Here is a 25,170-nt window from a genome sequence, read left to right as displayed (position 1 = left end):
GCAAAGGCGGGACCTCTCCGGAGTGTTCGACCTGTGGTCGGACACTTTCAACGTTACGTCCTCGATACCCGAATGTCGTGTCAAGAACCGTAACGTCGATGTCTCGCAGCGTAATCGCGCAGCGCCCGCAGGAAGTCAACCCTGCGGAAGTCGGGCCAGTAGGCCTCGTGGAAGTAGAACTCGGAGTGAGCGCTCTGCCAGAGCATGAAGCCCGACAGGCGCTGCTCGCCCGAGGTCCGGATGAGGAGATCCGGATCGGGTTGGCCGCGAGTGTAGAGATGCTCCGCGATGTGCTCCACATCGAGCACCTCGACGAGGTCCTCGATGCTCGCTCCCTTGCTCGCTTGCTCCTGGAGCAGTGAGCGCACCGCATCGGCAATCTCACGTCTTCCTCCATACCCAACTGCAACGTTCACAATCAGGCCCGGACGGTGTGATGACGCTTCTTTCGCGTTTTTGAGGACATTCGCCGTTCGGTCCGGCAGCAGGTCCAGCGCGCCGACGGGGATGATCCGCCAGCCCTGGTCCACCAGCTCCCGCGTCACGTCCTCGATGATGCGGAGAAGCGGCTCCAGCTCCTCCCTCGGCCGGTTGAGGTTGTCGTTGGAGAGCATCCAGACGGTGACGACCTCGACGCCGGTCTCGCGGCACCAGCAGAGCAGCTCGGAGATCTTGTCGGCGCCCTTGCGGTGACCCGTGGAGACGTCACTGATCCCCATGGAGCGCGCCCAGCGGCGGTTGCCGTCGATGATGACCCCGACGTGCCGGGGGATGCCGTCCTTGGACAGCTTGGCCTCCAGCCGGCGTTCGTACAGCCGGTAGACCAGGTCGCGCAGGCCCACGGAGTGTCCTCCCCAGCGGTTGCCCTCGGTCAATGACCCAACAGGCAATTATCACCGCGAATCATCTGTGCCCGCTCCTTCTCCGGCATTCCTTGCCATATCTCTGCCTTCCAGACATCCCTCGGCCTCCTCCAGGAGACCCCGGACGAACGACGACAGCTCCGCCGACGTCAGCACCGCCCGCATGCCGACTCCGGCGGCGCCCCACGCCTCGACGTACGCCCGCCGCGTCACCCGCCAGCGGCTGCCCTCCCACAGCGGGATCGTGCGCAGACGGCAGCTCAGCTCGCCGCCCGCCGGTCCTGACCTGCTGCGGTAGCGGAAGGAGAACAGCTCGCCGTCCGGCTCGCCGCCGGGGAACCTGTCGTCGGGATCGGCCCACCGCCGGTCCGCGTCGCGGCCCCTGCGGGCCTCGTCCACGCCGTGCGCCAGCCGGCTCAGCAGCCAGCCGCAGCGCTCGCCCACGCTGCCATACGGGGCGCCGTCGCGGTGCAGCTCAAGGGTGACCTCGTACGGGGTGCCGACGCTGTCACGGCACGCCACGGGCGTGACCCGCAAATAAGATCCGTCGACACAGCGCAGTCCCCCCATGCACCCCTGCGTTTCCCGGCGGGTGACCACTAAACCCAGAGGTGCGAGCGCCACAGCGGCGGCTGGTGCCACTCCGTCCAGCCGTGGCCGACGCGCCCGTCCTCGGCCTCGAAGCGGCACATCGCGCGGGGGAACACCGCCGTCTCCCCCTCGGGCGAGGTCAGCGTCACTGGCGCGAACGCGACCGGCCGCGCGGTCACCGCCAGCCCCGGCAGCCGCAGCACCGTCTCGGCGGGGCGGTCGCCGTCGAAGGAGGTCGCCGCCGTGAAGCCCGCCGCGTGCGCGGGCTCGCCGCCCGGCGGCACGGTGAACGCCGGCCAGGGCAGGTCGAGGCCCACGTTGGCGCGCATGCCGTGCACGTACGTGCCGTCCGTCAGCCGGCCGCTGCTCCACATCCAGGAGATCGTCCACCAGTCGCGCACGCCCCAGCTGTGGTCGCGTTCGCCGTGGCCGTGGAAGGGCCGGCCGTCGATCGTGCCGGTCACCTCGCAGGGGACCTCGTAGCGCGGGGTGATGGCGTAGCCGTACGCGCCGCCCTCCGTGCGCCACTCCAGGTCCAGCGAGAGCGCGTCGGAGGCCAGCCGGACCGCAGCCGCGCGGAACGGGTCGGTGATCCGCTGGGACGCCTCGTAGCCCGCGCCGCGCACGGTCAGGCCCGGGTCCTCGGGCAGCGGCGCGTCGTGATCGATCACGGATGCGGCCAGGCCGTCGGGGGTGACCAGGCAGGCCCAGTACCAGGCGCGCTTCCAGTTGGGGTAGAGGCCGAGCCGCACGTAGCCGCCCAGCTCGCCGTCGTCCGCCACGAAGTCGAAGTAGTAGGACTCGTTCCACAGCTGCTCGCCGCCGGGCTCGTGGAGCCGCTCGTCCCGCTCGTCCAGGGGCCACTGGCCCATGTTGACCACGCGCATGCCGCCTCCCAAGCGCATGCTACGGCAACAGCCGCCGCCACCAAGGGGCCCGGCGGCGGGGCGGGTCCGGCAGCCGGCCGCGCTCGCGCAGCCAGGCGGCGAAGTCGTCGGCGTCGGCGCGGTAGTTCGGGGGCGGCTCCTCGCGGGCCCGCGCGTACGCGGCGAACTCGGCGGCGAGGCCGGGCCCTATGGCCACGGCCGCGTCGGGGCGCAGGCGCGCCACGACGGAGCGCCGCTTGGCGAGCAGGCTCTCGGCCTGGGCGCGCAGGCGGGCCGGGTCGAAGCCGTCGGGAGCCTCGCCGCCCGCGACCAGCGCCCGCACCACCCGCCCCTGCGCCTCCGCCAGCCGTCCCCGCGCCGCCGCCAGGTCCTCGTCCTCGGGCGCGGCCTGGTCCGTCACCCGGACTCCCCTGCGGCCATCGCGGCCCGGATCCTGTCCAGCTCGCCGGCCAGCACGGTGTCGCTCGGGAAGTGGTCGTCCCACTCCAGCAGCACCCCGGGCGGGCGGGTACGGGCGCATAGCTCGGTGAGCAGGTCCAGCACCTGCTCCGGCGCGGCCGTGGTGTGGGTGTCGTGCCAGACGCCCTGGTGCTCGTGGCCGCCGGCGACGTGCACGTACGCCAGGTGCTCCAGCGGCAGGGCGTCGAGCGCGGCCACCGCCGGCAGGCCCAGGTTGACCTGGTTGGTGTGGAGGTTGGCCACGTCGACGAGCAGCCGCACCCCGGTCCGCTCCACCAGCTCGGCGAGGAACTGCCCCTCGGTCAGCTCGTCCTCAGGCCAGCCGAAGATCGCGGCCACGTTCTCCAGCGCCAGCGGGACGGGCAGGGCGTCCTGCGCCCGTCGTACGTTGTCGGTGACGACGCGCAGCGACTCCCGGGTGCGCGGGATCGGCAGCAGGTGCCCCGCCTCCACGCCGTCGCCGCGTACGAACGCCAGATGCTCGCTGACCAGCGGCGCGTCCAGCGCCTCGGCGCACGCGGCCAGGTGCGCGAGCCGCCCGGCGGAGGGCGGCTCGGCCCCGCCGACGCCGAGCGACACGCCGTGCGGGATCACCGGCACTCCCCTGGCCCGGAGCAGGCGCAGCGACTCCGGCAGCGCGCCCGGCCGGATGTTCTCGGCGATCGCCTCGACGAAGCCGACGCCCTCCATGCGCTCGATGGTGAGATCCAGCTCGGCCCGCCAGCCGATCCCCACGCCCAGCTCAGCCGCCGCCACCGCCGCACCCTCCACCGCCGCCGCATCCACCGCCGCCGCAGCTCGACCCGCCCCCGTCGCCACCACCGGAGGAGCCGAACTCGGAGCCGCCGAACGCGCCGCCGGAATCGCCGCCTGAATCGCCGTACGTCACGCCGTCCCCGCCGCCGTACGCCCCGCAGGACCCGGCCACGTCACCGCCGGGATGGCCGGCCATCAGCTCCTTGGACAACGCCGGATCCCCCGCCTCCCCCAGCCCGTAGAGCGCCACCAGCACCCCCACGGCCGCCGCCGCCGGCCCCTGGTCGCGTACGCCCCTCGGATGGTGCTCCCGCGCCGAGAGCAGCACCTCGCGCCCTTCACGGGTGACGACGTTCCTGAGCCGCCTGCCGTGCCTGACGCAGTCCACGAGCCCGATCACGGGAGCGGCCAGTCCCACGAGGAACGTGGGGAGGAAGACGGCGTCGGGGCCGAGCGCGTCCGTGGCGTCCAGCACGCCCAACGCCACCACGAAGACCGCCGCCGCCCAGGTGACGGCCACCAGCCGCTTCCTGCGCCGCCGCGCCTCCTTGAACGCCTCCGGCGGCACGAGGAGCCCGCGCGCCTCCAGCCCGGCGGCGAGCGCGGCCAGCGCGGGATGCGCCGCCAGCTCCCACCGCAGCTCGGCGGCGTGGTGACCGCCCGGCCTGTACGCGAGCGCGTCGAGCACGGCCTGCTCGATCGGCACCGGCGAGGGCGCGGCGCCGGCCACGGCGGTGACCTGTGAGCCTCTGGACACGCGGACGGCGCCGGCCGTCGCGAGGACGGCCAGCGCCGTGTTCACGGCTCTGCGTGGCCCGCCCGTCAGGTAGGCCAGCTCGTACGGCTCCAGAGGATGCCCGCGGCCGCCGGGCTCGGCCCCGGCGACCCGCCGGATCTCGGCCTCGACCCAGGCGCCGAGCGCCCGGACCGTGATCAGCATGCCGACAGCGGCGACGAGCAGGACGTAGCCCACGTTGCCCCCCTGTGATCGGTGCGGCGGCGCCATCAACGTACGACGGCGCCGCCGCACCGGACAAGGGCGCTACCCGAGCCGGTCGAGCAGGGCGTTGTACTCCTTCCACAGCTCCTTCGGCAGGTGGTCGCCGAACTTCTCGAAGTGCGCGGGGATGAGCGCCGCCTCCTCGCGCCAGATCTCGCGGTCCACGCTGAGCAGCGTGCGCAGGTCGTCCTCGGAGAGGTCGAGTCCCTCGGTGTCGAGCTCGGCGGGCAGCAGGCCGATCGGCGTGGAGACGGCGTCGGCCTCGTCGTTGAGGCGGTCGACGATCCACTTGAGCACGCGGCTGTTCTCGCCGTAGCCGGGCCAGATGAAGTTGCCGTCGGCGTCCTTGCGGAACCAGTTGACGTAGTAGATGCGCGGGAGCACGGCGCCCTCGCGCCGGCCGATGCTCAGCCAGTGGGCGAAGTAGTCGCCCATGTTGTAGCCGCAGAACGGCAGCATGGCGAACGGGTCGTGACGCAGCTCGCCGACCTTGCCCTCGGCCGCGGCGGTCTTCTCGGAGGCGACGTTGGCTCCGAGGAAGACGCCGTGCTCCCAGCTCAGCGACTCCGTGACCAGGGGCACGGCGGTGGCGCGGCGACCGCCGAACAGGATCGCGGAGATGGGCACGCCCTTCGGGTCCTGCCACTCGGGTGCGATGGTCGGGCACTGGGCGGCGGGCGTGGTGAAGCGGGCGTTCGGGTGGGCGGCCGGCTCGTCGCTGTCGGGCGTCCAGTCGCGGCCCTTCCAGTCGGTGAGGTGCGCGGGCGGCTCGTCGGTCAGGCCCTCCCACCACACGTCGCCGTCGTCGGTGAGGGCGACGTTGGTGAAGATGCTGTTGCCCCAGAGCGTCTTGACCGCGTTGGCGTTGGTGACCTGGCCGGTGCCGGGGGCGACGCCGAAGAAGCCGGCCTCCGGGTTGATGGCGTACAGGCGGCCGTCCTCGCCGAAGCGCATCCAGGCGATGTCGTCGCCGACGGTCTCGACCTTCCAGCCGGGAATGGTGGGCTGGAGCATGGCGAGGTTGGTCTTGCCGCACGCGCTCGGGAAGGCGGCGGCGATGTAGCGGGTCTCGCCGGAGGGCGGAGTGAGCTTGAGTATGAGCATGTGCTCGGCCAGCCAGCCCTCGTCGCGGGCCATGACGCTGGCGATGCGCAGCGCGTAGCACTTCTTGCCGAGCAGCGCGTTGCCGCCGTAGCCGGAGCCGTACGACCAGATCTCGCGGGTCTCGGGGAAGTGGCTGATGTACTTGGTGGAGCTGCACGGCCACGGCACGTCGGCCTGGCCGGGCTCCAGCGGCGCGCCCACGGAGTGGACGCACTTGACGAAGTCGCCGCGCTCCTCGATGAGGCGCAGCGCGCGCTCGCCCATGCGGGTCATGATCCGCATGGAGACGGCGACATACGGCGAGTCCGTGATCTCGACGCCGACCTGAGAGATCTCGCCGCCGAGCGGGCCCATGCAGAACGGGACGACGTACATCGTCCGGCCGCGCATGCAGCCCTTGAAGAGCTTGCCGAAGGTCTGCCGCATCTCCGCGGGCGGGATCCAGTTGTTCGTCGGCCCGGCGTCCTCGGGGCGCTCCGAGCAGATGAAGGTACGGTCCTCGACCCTGGCGACGTCGCTGGGGTCGGACTTGGCGTAGAAGCTGTTGGGACGGGCGGCGAGCCGGACGAGCGTGCCCTGCTCCACGAGCAGGTTGGTGAGACGGGTCCACTCCTCCTCGGAGCCGTCGCACCACTCGATCCGATCGGGCTCGGTAAGGACTGCTATCTCTTTCACCCACGCGGCCAATTCGCGATTGCTCGTCGGCGTGGGCACTTCCACGGTCACGGACACGACTGCGCTCCTCCACTCTCTCAGGGCCCAGTCATCATTAACGACGGAACGGCCGGAAGGCCAATTGGCGTAGACCTGTTTGGCGGGGCCGTCGTCGCAGGCAGAGGCCCTGGCGATTGGGGGAGCCTACCCAACCGCAGCGGATTTAAAAGAGAATTAACATTGAGTGGTCCAGTCCAATCGCGATGGTCTAAACCAATTTCCGCAGTGGTTTAGTCCATTCGTCGCGCCGTTTCCCCTGGACTGCTTCATGAATCGACGTCCGGGCCCGCGGCGCGAACGCGGTCGACGTGCTGAAGGGCGTCGCGAAGATCGGTGAGCCAGGTGTCGGCGTTCCTGCCGACCAGGCGTACGCACCAGGCGAGCGCGTCGCTGCGGCTGCGGGCCACGCCGGCGGCCACCAGCGTGTCGAGGACCTGTCGCTCCGACTGGCGCAGCCGGGTCATGACCGGCACGGACAGTGTGGTGAACATCACGGTGAACCCGCCGCAGGAGACTCCCCAGGAGACCTTCTGGCGGAACCTCAGCTCGGCCTCGCGGGCGATCTCGATGCGCCGCTCCCTGGTCTCCTCCCTGAACCTGCGGGCCAGGCCCTCGACCAGGGCCGCGCGTTCGGCCTCGGGGGTGTCCTCGGACGGGTCGGGGAGCGTGCCGACGACCGCGATCTCCTCGCGGTCCCTGACGATCTGGGGGGCGCCGGTGAACCAGCCTTCGGGGAGCCGCCCGGTGAACCAGCCCCGGACCTCCGCCGTCATGTCTTCTGCAGTCATGTAATCACCATTACACATTTACAAGCCGCAGGCACGCAGGGGAAGGAGGGTGTTCCCTTCGGGAGGGGTCAGCGGACGCGGGCGGCGGCGACCGGGCTGACCCGTACGACGCCGGCGAGGTTCCTGGTGTAGACCTTCGAGATCTTGACCACGTCGCCGGTGCGCGGCGCCTGGATCATCTGCCCGTTGCCCCAATAAATCGCCACATGGGAGATGTAGTCGGGGTTCGTCGGGTCGGACCGCCAGAAGATGAGGTCGCCCGGCTGCGCCTGCGACAGCGGCACCTGCGGCCCGGTCACCCACTGCTGGTGCGTCACGCGCGGCATCCGCACGCCCGCCTGGGCGAAGGCCCACTGCACCAGCCCCGAGCAGTCGAAGGTGTTCGGGCCCTCCGCGCCCCACACGTACGGCCGCCCCAGCTTGGACGCCGCGGCCCTGAGCGCCACCTGAACCTGCTCGCCCGTCATGAACGAGCCCGCCGGCCAGTTGCGCGCGGTCTGCTGCTGCGGCTGCGACAGCACCGGGTTGACGCTGGCGACCTGGGTGCCCTTGGGCAGCGCCTTGAGGATCCTGCTCCGCAGGGCGGCGGTGTCGGCGGCGGGCGCGCTGACGATGAGCGCGTTGTCGCGCGGCAGGCCGAGCGTCCGGCCGACCTCCTTGGAGACCACCGCGTCGACCGCGCCGAAGCCGGTGGTCGCGTACGCGCCGATGCGCATCGTCCCGGCCGGCCCGCGCACCTGCCGGTGCAGCGAGAGCCCGCCGTCGTTGCCGAGCACGAACGACACCGCGACGTCGCCCGCCGCGACGTTCTGCCAGAGCGCGTCGGAGGAGGCGGTCACCTTGGGGGTGTAGGCCCGGAACGTGGACGGATCGACCGCGAGGGTCTGCACCCGCTTGCCGTCGAGCGTGATCGAGGCGGCGTCGGCCAGCTCCAGCGCCCGCACCCCGCGCAGCCGGCTCACCTTGCGTAACTGCGCCTCGGTGAACGGCTTGCGGGTCAGCACGAACAGGTTGGGCTTGTGCAGCTTGCGCAGCGGCGCCACCGGCCGGACGGTGCGGACCGGCGTCTGCTTCTGCGGCCGGCGCTCGGCCAGCAGCGTCTGCCGGGGAGTGGGGTGGGCGGCCACGGGGCCGTCCGGCTCGCCCTGCGGCGGCTGGGCCAGCAGCAGCACGTCGGCCGTCAGCACCGCGACCAGCGCCACCACGATGAACGGCACCAGCTTGACCGGATCGCGGCGCTTACGGGACTGGACGAGAAAGGTGAGATCCTGCCGGATCCCCCCCGGCCCCTGCCCGGGATGCCCTGGCCCCTGCCCGGGATGGCCGTACATGGGATGCCCTTGCGGGGCGTGGGGGTGCATGACGGGTCCATGCACGAAAGCCGCCGGACCAGCGGGGGCCCGGCGGTTCGTCTCCTCCGGCGTCAGTTGCCGACGTACGGCACTGCCTCCAGGATCTCGACGGTGTTCTGGCGCCCGTTGGGCATGGAGTACGTCGCCTTCTCACCGATCTTCTTGCCGTTGATCGCCGCTCCGAGGGGGGACTTCGGCGAATAGACGTCGATCGGCGCACCGCTCTCCTCGCGCGAGGCGAGCAGGAAGGTGACCTCGTCGTCGTCACCGACGAACCGGATGGTCACCGTCATGCCGGGCCCGACCACGCCTTCGGCCTTGGGGGCCTCGCCCACCTGGGCGTTGTCGAGGATCTGACGGAGGTGGAAGATCCGGGCCTCCATCTTGCCCTGCTCGTCCTTGGCGGCGTGGTAGCCGCCGTTCTCGCGCAGGTCGCCCTCCTCACGGGCGGCCTCGATCTTCTTGGCGATGTCGACGCGCCCGGGGCCGGAGAGATATTCGTACTCCGCCTTCAGGCGGTCGTACGCCTCCTGCGTCAGCCATGTGACGTTCTCATCGCGAGAGTCGGCCACGGGTTCTCCTTGCTTGCCTAGGGGGCCCTGAGATCACTTGAGGTTTCCAACGGTTGAATTGCGAAAGGCTAACAAGTCAACCGTCGGTTCGCTTCCCCAAATGTCTCACTATACGAGATTGCAGTACTGGACGTGGACGGAAGTCGCCCGGGCACTGGTGTCCAGGCTTTCCTTGAGCTGCTTACTACCCTCACCAGCCGGGATTCTTACTTCCTTGCTGCCGACTTCCCCGTGGTTGACGTCCAGCGCCCTGATCCGGCAGACGGCCGCCCTGTCATCCGGTTTGTACACCTGGAAGGTGATCTCGGCCTGCGTCGGGCCGACCACGTCGAACATGATCACCTGCGCCGGCGCCTCCGACCCGCCCGCGGTCATGGACCACATCACGTAGCCCCACCCGCCCGCGATGATGGCCACCAGGACGCCGATGACGACGTGGACGACCAGCCTGCCCCGGCGCCTCGGGCCGTCGGGCAGCTCGTCGGGGGTGCCGAGAACGGGTCCGTTCCCGACATCTCTGGTGACCATGGTGGAATCTCCCTGCACTCCCTGAGCGTTATCCGAGACAATTGTCGCCCGCGGGGGTCCCGGTACACGACCTGACCCTCACGACCGCCTGCAGACAAACTAAGTGACCGGTCCGACTGAGGAGACATCGAGCCCGTGAGTGCACCGCTGAGGCTGATGGCCGTCCACGCCCACCCCGATGACGAGTCGAGCAAGGGCGCCGCGACGATGGCGCGCTATGTGCGCGAAGGTGTGGAAGTCCTGGTGTGCACCCTGACGGGCGGTGAACGCGGGTCCGTGCTCAACCCCAAGATGGACCGCCCCGAGATCGTGGCCAACATCGCCGAGGTGCGCAGGGCCGAGATGGAGCGCGCCCGCGAGATCCTGGGCGTGCAGCAGCGCTTCATGGGCTTCGTCGACTCCGGCCTGCCGGAGAGCGAGGAGGAGCAGCTGCCCGACGGCTGCTTCGCCGTGCAGAAGCTGGAGGACGCCTCCCGCCCGCTGGTGGCCGCGGTGCGCGACTTCCGGCCGCACGTGATCCTCACGTACGACGACGACGGCGGCTACCCGCACCCCGACCACATCATGACCAACCGCGTGTCGGTCGAGGCGTTCGAGGCGGCCGGCGACCCCGACCGCTACCCGGGCACCGGCGACCCGTGGCAGCCGCTCAAGCTCTACTACCAGATGGGCTTCACCAAGGAGCGCTTCGAGGCGCTGCACGAGGCCATGACCTCGCGCGGGCTCGGCTCCCCCTACTCCGACTGGATCTCCCGCTGGGAGGACCGCCCCGCCAAGTGGCCGGTCACCACCCGGGTGCCGTGCGGCGACTACTTCGACATCCGCGACGAGGCGCTGCTGGCCCACGCCACGCAGGTCGACCCCGAGGGCTTCTGGTTCGGCTGCCCGCGCGAGCTGCAGCAGGAGATCTGGCCGACCGAGGACTACCACCTGGCGCGCTCGCTGGTCGACACCGAGCTGCCGGAGGACGACCTGTTCGCCGGCATCCACGCCGACGACGTCTCGCCCGCCTGCCACTGAGTCTGCCGCTGGGGCTGCCGGGGGCCGGACCACGAGGTCGCGGCGGCATACTGGAAGTGTGACCTATCTAGCAGCAGGTGATGTGAGTCCGGGTCTGCTCGGCTTCGTCGTCGTGGCCCTCATCGGCTTCGCCCTCTACTTCCTGATCAAGTCCATGAACAGGCAGATGGCGAAGATCGAGGTGCCGCGGGCGGGCGACGTGCGCGACACGGACGACAAGAAGGCCGAGTAGATGCCGATCGAGATCGTCGACAACTCGTCGGAGAGCCGTTTCGAGATCCTGGTGGACGGCAAGGTCGCCGGGTTCGCCGACTACCGCCTGCTGCCCACCAAGGTCGTCTTCACGCACACCGAGGTCTCCCCGTTGTACGAAGGCCAGGGCCTGGCCGGCCGGCTGGTCGACCACGCCCTGCGCGTCAGCGCCGACACCGGGCTGCGGGTCGTGCCGCTGTGCCCCTACGTCGCCAAGTACATCGAGCGCCACCCGGAGTTCGCGAGCCTCGTGGACGCCAAGGACTGAGCCGATCACTCGGCGGGCGTCCAGGCCCGTTCCAGGGCCTCCGGCAGCCCCCACCAGCCGAGCGGCGTGAGCACGCCGCCGGCGTCCACGATGCCGAGGCACGCCCACAGCGGCACCACGGACGCGAAGAAGCCCTCGGTCGCCTCCAGCTCCTCCTCGTCCTGCTCCTCGCTCTCGATGTCCTCCGACTCGGCGATGAGGCGGGCGATCCGCTCCGGCGAGGCGAGCACCCCCGGCCCCAGCCTGGCCAGCGCCGTCACGGCCGCCAGCCAGTCGGCGTGCTGGATGGCGCACAGGTTGGCGAGGGTGAGGTCCTCCTCGCTGAGCCGCCGCTCGAGGTCGGCGAACTCCACCAGCTCGTCCCCGCTCTCCGGCAGGTCCGCGATCGGGCCCGCGACGCCCGCCGCCACCGTCAGCCACAGCTCGCGGTCGTCGCGGGGCATCGGCCGGTCGTCGAGCCCCGCGCAGGCGCGCAGCACGTTCGCCGGATAGCCGGGCTCGGCCAGCAGCTCGCGCAGGCGCGCCCCGGCCGCGTCCAGCTCGGCGGCGGGCGGCTCGGGCCGGCGCGGCAGGTCGCCGAGTATGCGGCGCAGCTCCGCCAGCGCGAACGCCTCCTCCTCGTCCCAGGCGGCGAACAGCTCCTCGTCCTGCTCGTCGTTGACCGCCTGCTCGGGCGTCCGGCCGTCGGGCAGCGGCGTGGCCAGCCAGCGCTCCTGCAGTTCCTCGTACGCCGCCCGTGCCTCGGGATCGCCACCGGCCAGCGCGTCGGGGTCGATCGCGCCCGCCGCCACCCGCTCCTCCAGGTGGGCGACCAGCCGCCGGTGCATCTCGGCGGCCACCGGCCCGCGTTCGTCCTCCTCGGGCCAGACGAAGTAGCCGGGCGTCATCAGGATCGGCTCGGTGCCCGTGGACTCCAGCCAGCGCTGGACGTCACCGACCGTGGCGACGCCCGCCTCGATCGAGCCGAGCGTCGCCTTGGCGGAGTCCCAGAACGCCCGTGACAGCGGGTTGCCGGCCGCGAGCAGCGCCCGCCGCAGGTCGGGCAGCGCCACCAGCGCCACGCCCGAGGGCACGGCGAGCAGCGCCCTGGCCACGTCCCTGCGCGTCAGACGGCCCGGCGGCCGGTCGGCGAACGCGCAGACGAAATCCACATCCACCCTCCGTAACCTACGCCGCCCGGGGCCACGGCGCTGGCGGTCACCGGAGTCGGCGGGCCCGCGGTTTAGGGTGGGCCGAGGAGGTCGTGATGAACCACTTGGCAGGCTCCACCAGCCCCTATCTGCTCCAGCACGCCGACAACCCGGTCGACTGGTGGCCGTGGGGCGAGGAGGCGTTCGCGGAGGCCCGGCGGCGGGACGTGCCGCTGCTCATCAGCGTCGGCTACTCGGCCTGCCACTGGTGCCACGTGATGGCCCATGAGAGCTTCGAGGACGCCGACACCGCCCGGCTGATGAACGAGCACTTCGTCAACGTCAAGGTCGACCGCGAGGAGCGGCCGGACGTCGACGCCGTCTACATGGGCGCCACGCAGGCCATGACCCGCCAGGGCGGCTGGCCGATGACGGTGTTCGCGACGCCGGACGGCCATCCGTTCTACTGCGGCACCTACTTCCCGCGCCCCCACTTCCAGCGCCTGCTGCAGGAGGTCCACAGGGTGTGGACGGGCGACCGGGAGTCGGTGCTCAGCCAGGGGGCGAAGGTCGTCGAGGCGCTCAACGACAACACCGCCCTGCCCTCCGGCCCGCTGCCCGGCGCGGAGACGCTCGCGCGGGCGATGGACAACCTGCGCGAGTCGTTCGACCCGGTCCGGGGTGGTTTCGGCGGCGCGCCGAAGTTCCCGCCGTCCATGGTGCTGGAGTTCCTGCTGCGCTCGGGCGAGCGCGAGATGAGCGCGCGGACGCTGGAGGCCATGGCCCGCGGCGGCATCTACGACCAGCTCGGCGGCGGTTTCGCCCGCTACAGCGTGGACGCCGGCTGGGTCGTCCCCCACTTCGAGAAGATGCTGTACGACAACGCGCTCCTGCTGCGCGTCTACACCCACTGGTGGAAGGCGGGCGGCGGCGACCTCGCCCGGCGCGTGGCGCTGGAGACGGCCGACTGGCTGCTGCGCGAGATGACCACCCCCGAGGGCGGCTTCGCCTCGGCGCTCGACGCCGACAGTGAGGGCGTCGAGGGCAAGTTCTACGTCTGGACGCCCGACCAGCTCGACGAGGTCCTGGGCGCGGACGACGGGCGGTGGGCGACCGGACTGTTCGAGGTCACCGGCACCTTCGAGCACGGCACGTCGGTGCTGCAGCTGCTGAGCGACCCCGACGACCCCGCGCGCCACGAGCGCGTACGCGAGCGGCTGCTGGCCGCCAGGGAGCGCCGCGTGCGCCCCGGCCGCGACGACAAGGTCGTGGCCTCATGGAACGGCCTGGCCATCGCGGCGCTCGCCGAGACGGGCGTGGTGTTCGAGCGGCCCGACCTGGTGGCCGCCGCCGAACGCGCGGCGGAGCTGCTGGCCCGCGTCCACGTGGTGGACGGCCGGCTGCTGCGCACATCCAGGGACGGCCGGGCCGGGGCGAACGCCGGCGTGCTGGAGGACCACGCCAACCTGGCCGAGGGCCTGATCTCCCTCTACGGCGTCACCGGCGAGGCCCGGTGGCTGCGGCTGGCGGGCACGCTGCTCGACATCGTGCTCGACCGCTTCTCCGACGGCAAGGGCGGCTTCTACGACACGGCGGACGACGCCGAGCGGCTGTTCCAGCGGCCCCAGGACCCGACGGACAACGCCACCCCGTCCGGCCAGTTCGCGGCGGCCGGCGCCCTGCTGTCGTACGCGGCGCTGACCGGCTCGGCCCGGCACCGCGAGGCCGCCGAGGCGGCGCTCGGCACGGTGTCGGTGCTGGCGCCGGGGCACGCGCGCTTCGCCGGCTGGGGGCTCGCCGTGGCGCGGGCGGCCCTGGACGGGCCGGTGGAGGTGGCGATCGTGGGCGCCCCCGACGATCCCCGGCGCGCGGCGCTGCACCGGGCGGCGCTGCTGGCCGACGTACCGGGGCTGGTGGTCGCCCTCGGCGACGGCGACGCCGCCACGCGCGGCGGCACCGGCGAGGCGCTCGCCCCCGCCGAGGAGGTGTTCCCCGCCCTGCTGGAGGGCCGCGGCCCGATCGACGAGGCCCCCGCGGCCTACGTCTGCCGCGGCTTCACCTGCCGCCTCCCGGTGACCACCGTGGACGCCCTACGCACCCAACTGACAGCCGACTGACCCCGCGCATCGCCGCGGACGGTAGCAGCGGCCCAGCCACCAGGGCCGCTCGACCGGCGTCCCACCCAGCCGCCAGGGCCGCTCGACCGCCCCACCGCCCGGGGCGGTCAGTCGTTCGGGGTGGTGCGGTCGGCGCCGTTGCCGGGGGGCTGGTCGGTGCGGGTGAAGGGCTGGTCGGCCTCCTGGGAGGACGGCGGGTCCGACTGCTCGGACTGGTCGCCGCGCCTGCCGAAGTCGTTCTGGCCGTTCTGGTCGTTGCGGCCGCCGTCCTGGGCGCTGTCGCCGGGGCCCTCGCTGGTCGGCCAGCCGTCGGAGGACGGCTCGTCGGGCTCGGTCGACGGGGTGCTCCAGCCGTCGTCGGACGGCGGCGAATAGTCCTGCTGCGGCTCGTCCCCCCGGTCGTCACGGAAGGGGGAGTAGTCGTCCCAGCCGTAGTCGGAAGGCTCGGGGAACTCCTCGACCGGCTTGCCCGCCATTGCCTCGGTCATGAACGCCCGCCAGATCTGCGCGGGAAGCTGCCCGCCGAACTGGGTGCCGTAGCCGGGGACCGTCACGGTCTTGTTGTCGTCGCGGAACATGTTGACCGCGACCGCGAGCTGCGGCGTGAACCCGTTGAACCAGACCGACCGGGAGTCGTCGGTGGTGCCGGTCTTGCCGGCCACCGGCCGGTCGTAGAGCCGGGCCGCGGTGCCGGTGCCGTATTTGACGACCTGCTGCATCGCGTACGTCGTGTCGGCCGCGGCCTGCTCGCCGATCACCTTCGTCGAGACCGGCTCGACGACCTCCTTGTGCCCCTCGCCGTCGGTGACCGACTTGAGCACGTGCGCCTCCACGTGCACGCCCTTGTTGGCGAACGTGGAGAAGCCGGAGGCGTTCTGCACGGCGCTGACCGAGGAGACGCCGAGCGGGAAGGAGGCCGCGTCCTTCTGGGTGAGCTGGGCGGCCGGGATCCCGGCCTTCTCGGCGGTCTCGGCCACCTTGTCCAGCCCGACCTTCTGCCCGAGGTCCACGAACGCGGTGTTGACCGAGTTCTGGGTGGCCTGGACCAGGTCGATGCGCCCGTAGGAGCGTCCGCTGTCGTTGGGGATGGGCTTGTCGGCCGAGGCCACCCGCAGCGGCGAGTTGCCGTCGACCTGGGTGGACAGGTCGAAGCCGTTGTCGAGCGCGGCGGCCAGGGTGTACGGCTTGAACGTCGAGCCCGCCATGACCTTGGCCGAGAAGGCGTTGTCGTAGGAGTAGCGCTCGGGGTCGCCGCCGTAGAAGGCGACCACCTCGCCGGTCGCGGGATCGACGGCGGCCAGCCCGGTGCGCACCTTCTGCGAGGTGCCGTCCGGGATCGTCGCCTTGACCGCCCGCTCGGCCGCCGTCATGAGCTTCTTGTCGAAGGTCGAGACGATCTTCAGCCCGCCGCTGTTGATCTCCTCGTCGGTGTAGCCGCGCCGGTTGAGCTCGTCGGTGACCTGCTGGAGCATGTAGCGGGCCTGGCCCTTGAGCTCGAACGGCTTCTTCGGCGCGACCAGCTCGGGGAACTTCTGGGCGGAGGCCTCGGCCGCGCTCAGCGCGCCGGTCTCGCGCATGGCGTCGATCACCGACTTCCAGCGGTAACGCGCCGCCTGCAGGTCGGCGCCCTCCGGGTCGGCGAAGCGGCTGGGCTGCTGGATCACGGCGGCCAGGTAGGCGCCCTCGGCCACGTCGAGGTCCTCGACGTCCTTGCCGAAGTAGGCGCGGGCGGCCGACTGCACGCCGTTGGCGCCGCGGCCGAAGTAGATCGTGTTGAGATACTGCTCCAGCACCCAGTCCTTCGGCTTGGACTGGTCGACCTTCATGGCGATCAGGATCTCTTTGAACTTGCGGGTGACCGAGCGCTCCTGGCTGAGGCCGCTGTAGTAGTTGCGGACGAGCTGCTGGGTGATGGTCGAGCCGCCCTGGAGCTGCTGCCCGGTCACGGTGGACCACAGGGCGCGCGCGGTGCCCTTGGCCGAGACGCCGGCGTCCTCGTAGAACGAGCGGTTCTCGGCCGCGATGACGGCCTCGCGCACGTGCTTCGGCACCTTGTCCAGCTCGACCACCTTGCGGTCGACGCCCTGCCGGGCGAGGACGGTCTTGCCGTCGCGGTAATAGATCACCGAGCCCTGCGCGGTGGCCTGTTTCTGGGTGGTGTCGGGAATAGGAGTCATGGCCCACGCGGCCGCGAAAAGGCCGACGAGAACGAGGATTCCCGCTCCCGAACAAATCAGCAGAAGCCGAAGTATCCGCTTTTTCGGCATTCCGCCCCTTCCACCGCTCCGCACCTTCGACCCCCCTGTCGCAAGCCTGCAAGCTGGGCGAATGCCAAGGGTAAACGATCGATATCGGTGCCCCGTCCCATAGCGATACTACGTCGAACGGCTCTCGCGACGCGGAACATCGGCGACCAAGGGCAGCACTCGGTAAGGAACCGGGGTGTCCAGGGCAATGATCGAATTAGTCCGCAACACGCCTTGGACATCCACAATTTGATCGATAACTCGCTGCAGATCCGCATTCGTCCGCGCGACCACCCGGCAGAGCAGATCGCTGGCCCCGGTGATCGTGTGCACCTCCAGCACCTCGGGGATGCGCGCCAGCCGGTCGGCGACCGGATCGTGCCCGGAGACCTGGCGGATCTCCATCGTGACGAAGGCGGTGACGCCGTAGCCGAGCGCGGCGGGCGACACGTCGGGGCCGAAACCGGTGATCACCCCGCGGGCGGCCAGCCGGTCGAGCCGGGCCTGTACGGTGCCGCGGGCCACCCCGAGGCGGCGCGAGCACTCCAGCACGCCGAGGCGTGGCTCGGCGGTCAGCAGCGCGATGAGCCGGGCGTCGAGGTCGTCGATCGTCGTCATGCTGTACAGAAGTAGCGGACAACTCCGCTCAACGCTAGGCAGATTGTCCACTCTTTCAAGTAACTCTTGCGCAACTCGTCCAGACATATCGAGAGTTGGGGGCATGAGCGATGTTTTTCCGGTCAACGGCATGGACGCCGTCGTGTTCGCGGTCGGCAACGCCCGCCAGGCGGCCCACTACTACTCCACCGCGTTCGGGATGAAGCTGGTGGCCTATCGGGGGCCGGAGAACGGCAGCCCCGAGACGGCCGCGTACGTGCTCACCTCGGGCAGCGCCACCTTCGAGTTCCGCGCCTCGATCCGGCCCGGCACCGACCTGGCGCGGCACGTGGCCGAGCACGGCGACGGGGTGATCGACCTGGCCATCCAGGTGCCCGACGTGGAGGCCGCCTACCGGCACGCCGTCGAGCAGGGGGCGAAGGGGCTGGAGGAGCCGTACACGCTGGAGGACGAGCACGGCAAGGTGGTGCTCGCGGCCATCGCGACGTACGGCGAGACGCGGCACACCCTCGTCGACCGCGCCAACTACAGCGGCCCCTACCTGCCCGGCTACGTGCCCGCCGAGCCGCTGGTCGCCCCGCCCGCGACCCGGACCGGCCGGCTCTTCCAGGCGGTCGACCACTGCGTCGGCAACGTCGAGCTGGGCAAGATGGACGAGTGGGTGGAGTTCTACCGCAAGGTGATGGGCTTCACCAACATGGCCGAGTTCATCGGCGACGACATCGCGACCGAGTACTCCGCGCTCATGTCGAAGGTCGTGGCCGACGGCACTCGCAAGGTCAAGTTCCCGCTCAACGAGCCGGCCGTCAGCCGCAAGAAGTCGCAGATCGACGAGTACCTGGAGTTCTACGGCGGCCCCGGCGTGCAGCACATCGCGCTCGCCACCAACGACATCATCACCACGGTCGACCACATGAGGGCGGCCGGGGTGCGCTTCCTCGACACGCCGGACTCGTACTACGACGACCCCGAGCTGCGCGAGCGCATCGGGCAGGTGCGGGCGCCGATCGAGGAGCTGAAGAAGCGCCGCATCCTGGTGGACCGCGACGAGGACGGCTACCTGCTGCAGATCTTCACCCAGCCCGTGCAGGACCGGCCCACCGTGTTCTTCGAGCTGATCGAGCGCCACGGCTCGCTCGGGTTCGGCAAGGGCAACTTCAAGGCCCTCTTCGAGGCCATCGAGCGCGAGCAGGAACGCAGGGGCAACCTTTAGTTTGTCCCGACTTGTCCCGGGTGATCACAGCCTCATGGGACCGTCGCCACCGTTAGGGCCCGAGGACGCCGCCGCATGTCCGTGCGCCGGCGTCCTCGTCGTGCACCCCGTCCAACCCTCCCGTACGAGAACCCGCAGACCAGGCCGTGTCGCAGCCGGTGCCTGACCGAGAGTAATATTCTGGTCACGGATCGAAGGGGGCTGATTTCGGGGATGCGTTACGAAAGACGCTCAGTCGCGATCTTGATGGCGCTGGCCGGCGCGCTCGCCTGCACGCCGGCCGACCAGCCGCCTCCGTCCACCGATCCCACGGCCGCCGCGATCACCGACGCCCGCGCGGGCGCGCCCGGCATCGGCGACCCCGCCTTCCCCCTGGACGGCAACGGCGGCTACGACGTCGCCCACTACGCCATCGCCATCGACTACACGCCCGCCGACAGGCAACTGCGCGGCGTCACCACCATCACCGCCGCCGCCACCCAGGACCTGTCCAGCTTCGACCTCGACCTGACCGGCTACGACGTCAGCGGCGTCACCGTCGACGACGAGGCCGCCACCTTCAGCAGGCAGGGCCAGGAGCTCAAGATCCGGCCGGCGCGCCCGATCGAGGACGACGACCGCTTCACCGTCCAGGTGTCCTACGCCGGCACCCCCCAGCCGGTCGTCAACTCCGCCAACCTCGGCACCTACGGCTTCATCCCGACCCGCGACGGCGCGTTCGTCACCGCCGAGCCCGACGGCGCCAAGACCTGGTTCCCGGCCAACGACCACCCCTCCGACAAGGCGTCCTTCGACTTCGCGATCACCGTGCCCGCCGGGCTCACCGCCCTGGCCAACGGCGAGCTGACCGGCCGGCCCACCACCGTGGGAGGCAGGACCACGTGGCGCTGGCACGAGAGGCAGCCGATGGCCACCTATCTCGCCACGGCCACGCTCGGCACGTTCGACCTGCGCGAGGGCCGCACCGCCGCAGGCATCCCGCTGCTGGCCGCCGTCGATCCGGCGTTCAAGAGCTCGCTCGACAAGCTCTACACCGTCTCCGGCGAGGTCACCGACTACTGGTCCACCGTCTTCGGCCCCTATCCGTTCGGCTCGACCGGCGGCGTCGTCGACGACTTCGCCACCGGCTACGCCCTGGAGAACCAGACCAAGCCGATGTACGGCGGCTTCGCCCCCGACGAGGCCATCATCGCCCACGAGCTGGCCCACCAGTGGTTCGGCGACAGCCTCAGCATCCGGCGCTGGAAGGACATCTGGCTCAACGAGGGCTTCGCCACCTACGCCGAGTGGCTGTGGGCCGAGCACAAGGGCACGGGCACCGCCGAGGCCATCTTCCAACGCAATCTCGCCCGCCCGGCCGGTGACCCGATCTGGGCCTACCCGCCGGGCAACGCCAAGGCCGACGACCTGTTCAACCAGTCCGTCTACACGCGCGGCGCGATGACCCTGCACGCCCTGCGCAAGGCCGTCGGCGACGAGACGTTCTTCAAGCTGCTGCGCGCCTGGACCGCCGAGCACCGCTACGGCAACGTCACGACCGAGCAGTTCATCGCGCTCGCCGAGAAGCTGTCGGGCAAGGACCTCGGCCCGCTCTTCGACGCCTGGCTCTTCCAGCCCCGCCGCCCCACCTGACCAGGGCGGCAACGCTTTCCGTCGCCCGGCCCAAGTAAAGGTGTAAGGCGAACGACGGAAAAGGAAGTGGCGGGCCATGCGCCTCAACGAGGACCCCGCGGCCTTCGAGGCCTTCTACCGCCGCCACGTGGACGCGGTGCTGAGGTTCGTGACCAGACGGGTGAGCGACCCGCACCTGGCCGCCGACCTCACGGCCGACATCTTCGTGGCGGTGCTGGACTCCGCGCACACCTACGTTCCCGGCCGCGGCAGCGAGGCCGCCTGGCTGTACGGCATCGCGCGCAACGTCGTGTCGGCCCAGCACCGGCGGGCGGCCCGGGAGTCCCGGGCCGGCAGCCGGCTGGCCGGCCGGCGGCTGATGGACGACGACGACCTCACCCGGATGGAGGAGCGGATCGACGCCGGGCGCCGGATGCGCCACGCCTGGGAGGCCCTGGCCGGGCTGCCCGAGGGCGAGCGCGCGGTGCTGGAGCTCGTCGCGATCGACCAGCTCAGCCTCAAGGAGGCCGCCGCGGCCCTCGGGATCCGTCAGGTGACCGCCCGGGTCAGGTTGCACCGGGCCAGACGAGCCCTGCGAGACGTCGCTTCGCCGGCATCCGTGTACCTGGAAGGACAGGCATGAGCAGCTTCGAGGAGCGCCTTCTCAGTGCACTCAAGTCGGAGATCACGATGAGAACGGCGGACGACATGACGACGACGAGCACTTCCCCGGCCCTGGGCGGGCGGCGCGGACGACGGCTGGCGGTGGCCGTCGCGGGCGTGGCGGCGGCCGCCGCCGCGGGCGCGGCGCTGATGGTCCAAGGGCCCGCGTACGCGGTCACCGAGGCGCCGGACGGGACGGTCAGCGTGCGGATCAGCGCGTTCACCGACCCCGGCGGGCTGGAGGCCGAGCTGGCCCGCCACGGCGTCAAGGCGGTCGTGGACTACCTGCCCGAGGGGCGGACGTGCCGGCCGGAGCGCGGCCGGCCGGGCGGCCCGCACGGCCGGTTCGGCAGCGCCATCAGGAGGGACGGGGACGGGATCTCCTTCTCCATCACGGAAGGGCAGGTGCCGGCCGGGTCGACGCTCGTCCTGGCCGTGACCAAGGGGCCGGACGGCGACCGTGACCTGCCGTCGGCGACGTCGCTCCAGGTGGTGGAGGGTGAGGTCGCGCCCTGCGCGGCCACCTCCTTGCCGCTGCCGTCATCCGGCTCCGGCGGCACGGAGGAAGGAAAGAAGGGGACGAGGGAAGGAAAGAAGGACGACGGCCCCGGCTTCACGACACGCGAGGACGGCGGCCCCGGCCCCACCACGCGCGAGGACGGCGGCCCTGGCCTGACGACGCGCGAGGAGGACGGCCACGGCCTGGTCACGCGCGAGAACGACGGCTCCGACCCGGCCCAAGGCACCGGCTGACACCCTCACCGCCGCTCCGGCCCCGCCCCTGCACCCCGGCGCGGGCCGGGGCGGCGGTCACGCCGGGGACGTGCTGGAGAAGACCAGGACGGAGGCGGTGAACCCGTGGACGTGGTTGTGCCCGGCGACCGGCCCGACCTCCCCGGCGGCGAAGAACCCCGCCACCCCGATCGGCCCGAGCGTGTCGCGCAGCGCGACGGGGTCGTGGTCGGCGGTGCCGAACATGGCCGAGCCGCGCCCGTTGCAGGAGAACAGCAGCGCCCCGTCGACCCGGCCGAGCTGTTCGCGGTGGGCGTCCAGGACGTCGTACAGGTCCTCGTCGGCGGTGGCGGCGTCGCGCACCTGGAAGCGTACGGTCCGGCCGACCTCCACGATGTCGCCGATGGCGACGGCCTCGCGTTCGGGGTCGATGCCGATCACGCCGCGGATGAGGAAGTCGCCGCGTTCGTGGCGCTCGGCGTACTCGTCCATGGCGATGCCGATCTGCAGCCCGGCGGCGACGAGCTCGCGGTCGTCCTCGTCGAGGTCGCTGACGATGTCCTCGAGCCGGGCCAGCGCGGGCTGCCCGGCCAGCTCAAGTAGCAGGTTCTCCTCGGACGCGGTCACCACCATGCTGGGGCCGATCGGCCGGCAGCCCTGGCTGACCACGGTGCTGACCTGCAGCGGCCCGCCGAGCAGGACGCCGATCGCGCCTTCCAGATAGACCTTGCCGTCCGCGAACAACCTGACCGAGCCCCGCCCCTGGAGGCCGTTGGCCAGCCCGCCGATGAGCGGGAGGTCGCCGAGCACGTCCACCGAGCGTTCGACGAAGGCGTCGGTCGGAAAGGTGTACGGGTCGGCCAGCAGGATCGCCACATGGTCGTCAGTGGCGCGCTCGGGCACCCCGACGACCACGAACTTGTCCTCGGCCGCCAGCGTGTCCAGCGCGAACGTGGTGAGTCTCGCCCCTTCCAAGGTCGCCGCCCAGGCGCTCACGGCGGGCGTCAGTTCCACCCCCTGCCCGTCGCCGATCACCCCCGTGGCGCTGCAACCGATCACGTGCGCACCGGGCGCGAGCTCCATCGCGGCCTGTCCGGCCCTGGCGACGTCGTCAGGGTCGTCGCCGCAGATGAAGAAGCAGACCAGGTCGGCTTGGCCGCTGAGCCTCGACAGGGCCCGGCCGACGGCGTTCTGCGCGGCCACCACCAGGTCGGAACCCACGGCGAGGCCGTCGGCGAAGCGACTCGTCATCAAGGCCACACGTCTCGCCTCCCTCAACATGTCCAAGTTCCCTAGGTCCGGATTCTCCCCACTAAAGGGACAAGCACGCACACGAACCGTCACTCAATAGTCGAGATCCGAAATCTCCCCTGGTTGTGGAAGGCCCTGCCACATTCCCCTCAGGGGACGTAGTCTCGAACCCGTGCATCAGCCACAGCCACGAACTCTCCGCGAGCTGCGGGAGAGCGGACACGTCCACCGCACCGTGAAAGCCGAGGTCAGGGCGAACCTGCTGGCCAAGCTGCGGGCGGGCGAGCCGCGCTTCCCCGGCATCGTCGGCTTCGACGAAACGGTCCTGCCGCATCTGGAGCGGGCCCTTCTCGCCGGGCACGACCTGGTCCTCCTGGGCGAGCGCGGCCAGGGCAAGACCCGGCTCATCCGCACCGTCACCGGGCTGCTCGACGAGTGGACGCCGGTGGTCGAAGGGTGCGAGATCAACGACCATCCGTACGCGCCGGTCTGCACGCGCTGCCGGACGCTGGCGCGGGAGCTGGGCGAGGAGCTGCCGGTCGCCTGGAAGCACCGCGACGAGCGCTACGGCGAGAAGCTGGCCACGCCCGACACCAGCGTCGGCGACCTGATCGGCGACATCGATCCCATCAAGATCGCCGAAGGCCGCACGCTCGGCGACCCCGAGACCGTCCACTACGGGCTCGTGCCGCGTACCAACCGGGGCGTCTTCTCCGTCAACGAGCTGCCCGACCTGGCAGAACGCATCCAGGTGTCGCTGCTCAACGTGCTGGAGGAGCGCGACATCCAGGTCCGCGGCTACAACCTGCGCCTGCCGCTCGACATCCTGCTCATCGCCAGCGCCAACCCCGAGGACTACACCAACCGCGGCCGGATCATCACCCCGCTGAAGGACCGCTTCGGCGCCGAGATCCGCACCCACTACCCGCTCACCGTCGAGGACGAGCTCACGCTCATCCGCCAGGAGTCCGTCCCCGACATCGGGGCCGACATCCCCGAGCACCTGGTCGAGGTGATCGCCCGCTTCACCCGCCTCGTCCGCGAGTCCACCGCCGTGGACGCCCGTTCCGGCGTCTCTGCGCGCTTCTCGATCGCCGCCGCCGAGACGGCCGCCGCCTCCGCGGTGCGCCGCTCCGCCATCGCGGGCGAGGAGCAGGCCGTCACCCGCGTGGTCGACCTGGCCTGCGTGGTCCACAGCCTGCGCGGGAAGGTGGAGTTCGAGGTCAGCGAGGAGGGCAGGGAGACCGAGATCCTGGCCCACCTGCTGCGCAGGGCGACGGCGGAGACGTTCCGCAACCGGCTGGGCGGCGCGGACCTGTCGGCGGTGACCGACAAGTTCGCCGAGGGCGGCCAGGTGGAGTCCGGCGAGCTGGTCCCGGCCGGCGAGCTGCTGACCCGCATGGGCCCGGTGACCGGCCTCGCCAAGATCATGTCGCGGCTGGGCATGGGCGCGGGCGAGGAGTCCCCCGGGCACGCGGCGGCGGCGCTGGAGTTCGCGCTGGAGGGGCTCTACCTCATGCGGCGCCTGTCGAAGGAGGACCTCGACGGAACGGCCGTCTATCGCACGTGAACGCGGGCGCGTTTTCCCGCGTCAAAGGGGGTGACTGATCGTTCCTGACGGGGGAGCCACCCATGCGCCGTTCGCTTGCCTGCGCCACCGCCGCCGTACTCACCGTGGGCGCCTTCGCCGTGCCCGCGCGGGCCACCACTCCCAGCACCTCGCCCCAGGTCGCGTACGGCTACGCCTGGCCCGACGGCAAGGGTCACCTCCGGATCGTGCCGAAGTCGGCCACGCTCGTGAAGCAGCAGGGCTTCCTCGGCTACCGGCTCAAGACGCTCGCCGGGGCCAAGGAGGTCCGGCTCGACTACACGAGGGCCGCCGTCGGCCGGGTGACCGTGGCCTGCGACCTGAAGGAGACCGAGGGGCAGGTCGCGCTCGACGCGAAGGGGCTCGGCCGCACCCGGTGCAAGCCCGGCGACCTGGCCGCCGCGCTGGGGCGCGGGGCGACGCCGATGCGCGTGGAGTACCAGGACGGGCGGGCCGTGCGGGTCAACGAGATCCTGATCTCCAACTGGCCGAACGCGCGCACCGCCCGGGGGACGATCGAGCGGGTGGACGACCGTACGGTGCTGTTCGCGACGGGCGGGAAGACGTACAAACTGGGCTACTCCTACCTGACGTACTTCTACCGGACCACGGCCCGCTGCAAGGACGGCTGGCTGGCGGGACGGCCGGTCAACGCCGGCCGCGACGGCCTGGGCAAGCGGGCGTGCGGCCCCGACGACCTCGCCCGGGCCCTGCGCTCGGTCGAGCACCCGGTGCTGGCGAAGCTGCGCTTCTCGCCGGAGGTCGGCGGGATCGACGAGGTCTGGGAGGTCTACGGGGACGCGTAGGACCGGCCCCGCAGCGAAATCGGGCATTCCGGGTTAGCGTG

Annotated in this window: 25 protein-coding genes; 10 read left to right on the top strand and 15 right to left on the bottom strand. The window is 71.2% G+C overall.

The genetic code is table 11. The features are described 5' to 3' along the window. Nucleotides 1-80 precede the first annotated feature (80 nt). The 11 genes from AC27IY_RS22635 to AC27IY_RS22585 all read right to left on the bottom strand — a co-directional run bounded on the left by AC27IY_RS22635 (nucleotide 81) and on the right by AC27IY_RS22585 (nucleotide 9,614). Nucleotides 81-842 carry an isoprenyl transferase gene (locus tag AC27IY_RS22635; RefSeq protein ID WP_344210824.1) on the bottom strand — a complete coding sequence of 254 codons (762 nt, stop codon included), beginning with the start codon at nucleotides 840-842 and terminating at the stop codon, nucleotides 81-83. Nucleotides 843-893: 51 nt separating this feature from the next. Beyond that, the gene (locus AC27IY_RS22630; protein ID WP_344210826.1) at nucleotides 894-1,400 is read right to left on the bottom strand and encodes a hypothetical protein; all 507 of its coding nucleotides are present in this window, start codon (nucleotides 1,398-1,400) and stop codon (nucleotides 894-896) included. 62 nt (nucleotides 1,401-1,462) lie between these two features. Continuing rightward, on the bottom strand, nucleotides 1,463-2,341 hold the full coding sequence (locus AC27IY_RS22625) for a DUF7064 domain-containing protein (RefSeq protein ID WP_487179095.1): 879 nt from the start codon (nucleotides 2,339-2,341) through the stop codon (nucleotides 1,463-1,465). A gap of 19 nt (nucleotides 2,342-2,360) precedes the next feature. Further along, on the bottom strand, nucleotides 2,361-2,741 hold the full coding sequence (locus tag AC27IY_RS22620; RefSeq protein WP_487179094.1) for an SCO6045 C-terminal-like domain-containing protein: 381 nt from the start codon (nucleotides 2,739-2,741) through the stop codon (nucleotides 2,361-2,363). Beyond that, nucleotides 2,738-3,556, bottom strand: a complete 819-nt coding sequence (locus tag AC27IY_RS22615) for an MbnB/TglH/ChrH family RiPP precursor modification enzyme (protein ID WP_487179093.1) — start codon at nucleotides 3,554-3,556, stop codon at nucleotides 2,738-2,740. Before AC27IY_RS22615 ends, AC27IY_RS22620 begins: the two co-directional genes overlap by 4 nt. After that, nucleotides 3,543-4,529: a TIGR04222 domain-containing membrane protein gene (locus AC27IY_RS22610; protein WP_487179092.1), complete on the bottom strand. Its 987-nt coding sequence runs from the start codon at nucleotides 4,527-4,529 to the stop codon at nucleotides 3,543-3,545. Before AC27IY_RS22610 ends, AC27IY_RS22615 begins: the two co-directional genes overlap by 14 nt. Nucleotides 4,530-4,598: 69 nt before the next feature. Beyond that, nucleotides 4,599-6,392, bottom strand: coding sequence for a phosphoenolpyruvate carboxykinase (GTP) (locus AC27IY_RS22605; RefSeq protein ID WP_371249886.1), 1,794 nt, complete (start codon nucleotides 6,390-6,392; stop codon nucleotides 4,599-4,601). Nucleotides 6,393-6,640: 248 nt separating this feature from the next. Further along, a complete protein-coding gene (locus AC27IY_RS22600; RefSeq protein ID WP_487179091.1) occupies nucleotides 6,641-7,162 on the bottom strand; it encodes a hypothetical protein in 522 nt (173 codons plus the stop codon). Nucleotides 7,163-7,230: 68 nt separating this feature from the next. Beyond that, a complete protein-coding gene (locus AC27IY_RS22595) occupies nucleotides 7,231-8,523 on the bottom strand; it encodes a C40 family peptidase (protein WP_487179090.1) in 1,293 nt (430 codons plus the stop codon). 62 nt (nucleotides 8,524-8,585) lie between these two features. Further along, on the bottom strand, nucleotides 8,586-9,086 hold the full coding sequence (gene greA / locus AC27IY_RS22590) for a transcription elongation factor GreA (RefSeq protein WP_020545145.1): 501 nt from the start codon (nucleotides 9,084-9,086) through the stop codon (nucleotides 8,586-8,588). 108 nt (nucleotides 9,087-9,194) lie between these two features. Further along, on the bottom strand, nucleotides 9,195-9,614 hold the full coding sequence (locus AC27IY_RS22585) for a DUF4307 domain-containing protein (RefSeq protein WP_423477066.1): 420 nt from the start codon (nucleotides 9,612-9,614) through the stop codon (nucleotides 9,195-9,197). A gap of 135 nt (nucleotides 9,615-9,749) precedes the next feature. On the opposite strand from AC27IY_RS22585, the gene mca reads away from it, so the two are divergent. The 3 genes from mca to AC27IY_RS22570 all read left to right on the top strand — a co-directional run bounded on the left by mca (nucleotide 9,750) and on the right by AC27IY_RS22570 (nucleotide 11,154). Beyond that, the gene (gene mca, locus AC27IY_RS22580; RefSeq protein ID WP_344210842.1) at nucleotides 9,750-10,634 is read left to right on the top strand and encodes a mycothiol conjugate amidase Mca; all 885 of its coding nucleotides are present in this window, start codon (nucleotides 9,750-9,752) and stop codon (nucleotides 10,632-10,634) included. An 82-nt stretch (nucleotides 10,635-10,716) separates the two neighbouring features. Continuing rightward, nucleotides 10,717-10,866: a hypothetical protein gene (locus AC27IY_RS22575; protein WP_344210844.1), complete on the top strand. Its 150-nt coding sequence runs from the start codon at nucleotides 10,717-10,719 to the stop codon at nucleotides 10,864-10,866. Further along, complete coding sequence (locus tag AC27IY_RS22570) at nucleotides 10,867-11,154, top strand: GNAT family N-acetyltransferase (RefSeq protein WP_487179089.1); 288 nt, start codon at nucleotides 10,867-10,869, stop codon at nucleotides 11,152-11,154. Nucleotides 11,155-11,159: 5 nt separating this feature from the next. Here AC27IY_RS22570 and AC27IY_RS22565 read toward each other — a convergent pair whose 3' ends face one another. Beyond that, nucleotides 11,160-12,311 carry a hypothetical protein gene (locus AC27IY_RS22565; protein ID WP_423477064.1) on the bottom strand — a complete coding sequence of 384 codons (1,152 nt, stop codon included), beginning with the start codon at nucleotides 12,309-12,311 and terminating at the stop codon, nucleotides 11,160-11,162. A gap of 89 nt (nucleotides 12,312-12,400) precedes the next feature. Between AC27IY_RS22565 and AC27IY_RS22560 the strand changes: the two genes are divergently transcribed. After that, on the top strand, nucleotides 12,401-14,401 hold the full coding sequence (locus AC27IY_RS22560; protein WP_423477063.1) for a thioredoxin domain-containing protein: 2,001 nt from the start codon (nucleotides 12,401-12,403) through the stop codon (nucleotides 14,399-14,401). Between the two features lie 107 nt (nucleotides 14,402-14,508). Here AC27IY_RS22560 and AC27IY_RS22555 read toward each other — a convergent pair whose 3' ends face one another. Together AC27IY_RS22555 and AC27IY_RS22550 are read right to left on the bottom strand one after the other, a co-directional pair. Further along, nucleotides 14,509-16,578, bottom strand: coding sequence for a transglycosylase domain-containing protein (locus AC27IY_RS22555; RefSeq protein WP_423477062.1), 2,070 nt, complete (start codon nucleotides 16,576-16,578; stop codon nucleotides 14,509-14,511). Nucleotides 16,579-16,776: 198 nt separating this feature from the next. Continuing rightward, nucleotides 16,777-17,265 carry an Lrp/AsnC family transcriptional regulator gene (locus AC27IY_RS22550; RefSeq protein ID WP_091087113.1) on the bottom strand — a complete coding sequence of 163 codons (489 nt, stop codon included), beginning with the start codon at nucleotides 17,263-17,265 and terminating at the stop codon, nucleotides 16,777-16,779. A 103-nt stretch (nucleotides 17,266-17,368) separates the two neighbouring features. Here AC27IY_RS22550 and hppD point away from each other — a divergent pair, with 103 nt between their 5' ends. The 4 genes from hppD to AC27IY_RS22530 all read left to right on the top strand — a co-directional run bounded on the left by hppD (nucleotide 17,369) and on the right by AC27IY_RS22530 (nucleotide 21,505). Continuing rightward, a complete protein-coding gene (gene hppD, locus AC27IY_RS22545; RefSeq protein WP_364454921.1) occupies nucleotides 17,369-18,478 on the top strand; it encodes a 4-hydroxyphenylpyruvate dioxygenase in 1,110 nt (369 codons plus the stop codon). 213 nt (nucleotides 18,479-18,691) lie between these two features. After that, the gene (locus AC27IY_RS22540; protein WP_487179088.1) at nucleotides 18,692-20,110 is read left to right on the top strand and encodes a M1 family metallopeptidase; all 1,419 of its coding nucleotides are present in this window, start codon (nucleotides 18,692-18,694) and stop codon (nucleotides 20,108-20,110) included. Between the two features lie 76 nt (nucleotides 20,111-20,186). Next, complete coding sequence (locus tag AC27IY_RS22535; RefSeq protein ID WP_329589850.1) at nucleotides 20,187-20,732, top strand: RNA polymerase sigma factor; 546 nt, start codon at nucleotides 20,187-20,189, stop codon at nucleotides 20,730-20,732. Then, entirely contained in the window at nucleotides 20,729-21,505 is a 777-nt protein-coding gene (locus AC27IY_RS22530) for a hypothetical protein (RefSeq protein WP_487179087.1), read from the top strand. The genes AC27IY_RS22535 and AC27IY_RS22530 overlap by 4 nt, the downstream gene beginning before the upstream one ends. A 57-nt stretch (nucleotides 21,506-21,562) precedes the next feature. Here AC27IY_RS22530 and AC27IY_RS22525 read toward each other — a convergent pair whose 3' ends face one another. Further along, nucleotides 21,563-22,735, bottom strand: coding sequence for an FIST signal transduction protein (locus tag AC27IY_RS22525; protein ID WP_344210862.1), 1,173 nt, complete (start codon nucleotides 22,733-22,735; stop codon nucleotides 21,563-21,565). Between the two features lie 172 nt (nucleotides 22,736-22,907). Between AC27IY_RS22525 and AC27IY_RS22520 the strand changes: the two genes are divergently transcribed. Further along, nucleotides 22,908-24,305: a sigma 54-interacting transcriptional regulator gene (locus tag AC27IY_RS22520; RefSeq protein WP_344210864.1), complete on the top strand. Its 1,398-nt coding sequence runs from the start codon at nucleotides 22,908-22,910 to the stop codon at nucleotides 24,303-24,305. Between the two features lie 62 nt (nucleotides 24,306-24,367). Beyond that, nucleotides 24,368-25,129 (top strand): hypothetical protein, encoded by a 762-nt coding sequence (locus tag AC27IY_RS22515; RefSeq protein WP_487179086.1) that lies wholly within the window; start codon nucleotides 24,368-24,370, stop codon nucleotides 25,127-25,129. The last annotated feature ends 41 nt before the right edge of the window (nucleotides 25,130-25,170 follow it).

The organism is Nonomuraea sp. B208 (assembly GCF_057536035.1).
Note: the sequence above shows the minus strand (reverse complement) of the source record. Positions and strands in the feature narration are given on the sequence as shown.